The organism is Bradyrhizobium sp. LeoA1Lang (assembly GCF_055413685.1).
Genome location: NZ_JBVAPG010000344.1, coordinates 1 through 3,054, shown reverse-complemented (window position 1 = coordinate 3,054; position 3,054 = coordinate 1). Strand labels below are relative to the sequence as shown.

The 3,054-nt window shown below is 61.5% G+C and carries 2 protein-coding genes and 3 pseudogenes; all 5 read left to right on the top strand.

The genetic code is table 11. The features are described 5' to 3' along the window. Nucleotides 1–217: 217 nt before the first annotated feature. Nucleotides 218–490, top strand: a pseudogene (locus ACZYOF_RS43175) (terminase small subunit); the annotation flags it as partial. A gap of 6 nt (nucleotides 491–496) precedes the next feature. Beyond that, a complete protein-coding gene (locus ACZYOF_RS43170; protein WP_463719526.1) occupies nucleotides 497–787 on the top strand; it encodes a hypothetical protein in 291 nt (96 codons plus the stop codon). Nucleotides 788–1,596: 809 nt separating this feature from the next. Further along, nucleotides 1,597–2,040 (top strand): annotated as a pseudogene (locus ACZYOF_RS43165) (transposase); the annotation flags it as partial. Nucleotides 2,041–2,117: 77 nt separating this feature from the next. Continuing rightward, nucleotides 2,118–2,384 carry a transposase gene (locus tag ACZYOF_RS43160; protein ID WP_463719525.1) on the top strand — a complete coding sequence of 89 codons (267 nt, stop codon included), beginning with the start codon at nucleotides 2,118–2,120 and terminating at the stop codon, nucleotides 2,382–2,384. Between the two features lie 184 nt (nucleotides 2,385–2,568). After that, a pseudogene (locus ACZYOF_RS43155) lies at nucleotides 2,569–2,928 on the top strand (transposase); the annotation flags it as partial. Nucleotides 2,929–3,054 lie beyond the last annotated feature (126 nt).

Here is a 3,054-nt window from a genome sequence, read left to right as displayed (position 1 = left end):
GCGGCAGCGAAATAAAACGCGAGACCGCATCAAATGGATGTTCACAACCGACAAAGCCCGCGCCAAACTCCGCCGCGCCTATCCCGCTGCAGCCAAAGAGTCAAAACCACTGTGATGAACCACTAGTCCGTGAAGCTCGTCATGCAACTGTTTTTCCAGACGCTGAAGCTCCTCTGAAGCGACGGAGGCCGCCGACGGCAAGCTCGTCAACCGGCAAGAACTTGCCGATATCTTCGGCTACTCGCTGCCGACGATTACCGCTTGGGTCGAGAACGGGATGCCGGTCAAGACCCACGGCAGTCGCGCAAAGCAGCTCGAGTTCGATACCGAAGAAGTTCTGAAGTGGTTGCTGGCGCGCGAGCGAGCAGAGCGCAAGGCGCACACCGCCGCGTCCGTGAAGGACGGCGAAGAGAACATCACCATCGACAAGGCCAAGCTGCGTTACGAGATCGCGCGCGCAAAGACGGCTGAACTGGAACTGGCGAGGTAGATGGGATTGGTGCGCCCCATCGATATGATCGCCAAAGTCCTCTCGAATGAGATCGCGAACGCGAGGGCGCGTCTGCTCGGCATTCCCTCGAAGGTGCGGCCTGCGATCCATCTCGAAGTCGGCACTCCCGAGCAGACGAAGAAGCTCGTCAACGAGGTCGAGCGGCTGATCCTTGAAGCATTGGGTGAAATCAAGTCCTACGAGCCCGTCGTGGGCGCGGAGGAAGAGCCCCACCCCGAGCCGCCAGCCGTAGACGCGCCCATCGAGGAAGACGGCGGAGACGACGATGTCGAGTGAGTCCACGCCGTTCCGCCCGTCGTGGATGAGGTGGCCCCCGAACAGTTGCGAAGTTTGCACCGGATGGAAGCAGGAAGGTGATTGGAACGGTGTGCGTCAGCGCACCGAGTCCATTCACTACACCGACCGAGCGCTCACGCGTTGGGTTCATCCGCGATCGGCAAGGCCAGCTCCGCACATGGTCGCCGCATAGTTCCGGTTATGCGATGCGTCGCAGCTTCTTGGCCATAACGACGCGGTGTGTAAGCGTTGCAACGTCGGTTCATTGCAGGAGAAGAGCGGAGGGGGTCCCGCTAGCCGCCGTGGGAAGTCTGTCGTCGGAAAGTCTGTCGTCGCGGTCGCGAATACGCTCGCAGCCTCAACGCCTATTGGATCGCATCGCAGGGAGGCGAGCTCGGCGCTGGCGTTCGAATAGGCGCGTACTAGCGTGGGATGGTCCGCTGGTACGCGTAAAGCGTACCTTTCCATTGCCCACAATTGCTGCTCGGTCGCGGCTCCCCAGTTCGATATCGGTCGGCAGCTATAGTCCCCGCTAATTATGGTTTCGCCCAGCGTGCAAGCGTTGCCCGCGCGGGCTGCTCACGGCGCGGCCCTGCCAGATTGCGGCGGCGGAACATACCGGTTACGGAAAAGGCGAATGTCCCGTGGTCCTCCCGGACCCGCACGACTGTATACGGCACACTATTGATCTCGATGGTCGTCTGTCGCTGGTTCGAACTCGGCAGTAAGCCGTGCTGACGCAACTGAAGAATCAGAGAAGCAGGGGCCGGTTGATCTGTGCCAGTGATGCGGAGCCGCAGCCCGTCGTCGGCCATCGGCACGGCAGCCGCGAGCGATCGCTGACCGGCACCTTTGGCAAGACCCAGATCACGGTGCCACGTGCGCGGCTGGAGCAGCCGGACGGCACGACCACCGAGTGGCGGAGCGGGACATTCAGAACCTACCAGCGGCGCACTCTGGCGGCCGACGCGCTGATCGCCGGCAGCTACCTGGCGGGCACCAACACCCGCCGGGTCCGGCGCGCGCTGAGCACGCTGTTCGCAGGCAGCGTGGGCAAGGACACGGTGAGCCGGGTGTGGCGCAAAGTGAAGAGCGACTGGGACGCCTGGAACGCCCGTTCGCTCGCCGAGGAGCCGATCGTCCGTCTGATCCTCGACGGCACCGTGGTGCGCGTGCGGCTCGACCGCAAGGCAACATCGATGCTGCTGCTTGTCATCATGGGCGTCCGTGCCGATGGCCAAAGAGTAAAGCTGCCGGCCGCCGCATCACGGCCGGCGAGGACAAGGCGTATGATACAGCCGATCATGTCGCCGATGTTCGCGCTCTCAACGTGACACCGCATGTGACGCAGAACCTGGCCGTCACCAAAACCGGCAAGACCCGAAACAGCGCCATCGATGAACGAACCACGCGGCATCCGGGGTACGGCATGTCGCAATCACGCCGGGCGATGGTCGAGTGCATCTTCGGATGGGGCAAGCAGCACGGCACCATACGTAAGACCAAACATCGCGGCATCGGCCGCGTCGCCGCCGACTTCATGCTCAATCTGACCGCCTACAACCTGATCCGCATCCCCAAACTGATTGCAGCCTAGCCAAGCCGGCGTGAGCTTACGCCCTTAACGTCGTCACACCGATCGAGCAACGAACCGCGAGCGAAAGAAAATCCAAAGCTTTCCTAGTTTTTCAGCAAACTGCTAGTCTTACTGAGTCAGAAAGTCGCGGGCGTATTTGAGGGTGAATCAGCTACCCAGAGGACTCAGGTGAGAGGACTTTGAAATGGGTAGCCGAAGCAAGGATGGAAGTGAAGCGCGATTTGCGGCTTATGTGGACGGCTTGGTGAGCGTCATCGGACATGCGGATCGGGCGAAGCCGCTGCGCGATTACTGTGTTGGCCTGATGCTGCCTGGTGAGCGCAAGAGCGTAGAGCCGATGGCGGCGATCACGTCGCCGGAGCGCACAGCAGCCCAGCATCAATCGCTGCTTCATTTCGTGGGTACGGGCGGATGGTCGGACGAGAAGGTCTTGGCCAAGGTTCGGGAGATGGTGCAGCCGAAGATTGAGCGGCACGGCCCGATTGAAGCTTGGATCATCGATGACACTGGCTTTCCCAAGAAAGGGCGGCATTCGGTCGGCGTGGTGCCGTCCGGAACGCGGTTGGAATTTGCTTGGCGCGTTCTCCGGGTAACGTGAAAGTATCGTTTCAGGCGGCGAGGTCAATCGGCTGATCGATGGGTTTTGTGGCGAGGGTCTGCCATCCATCGA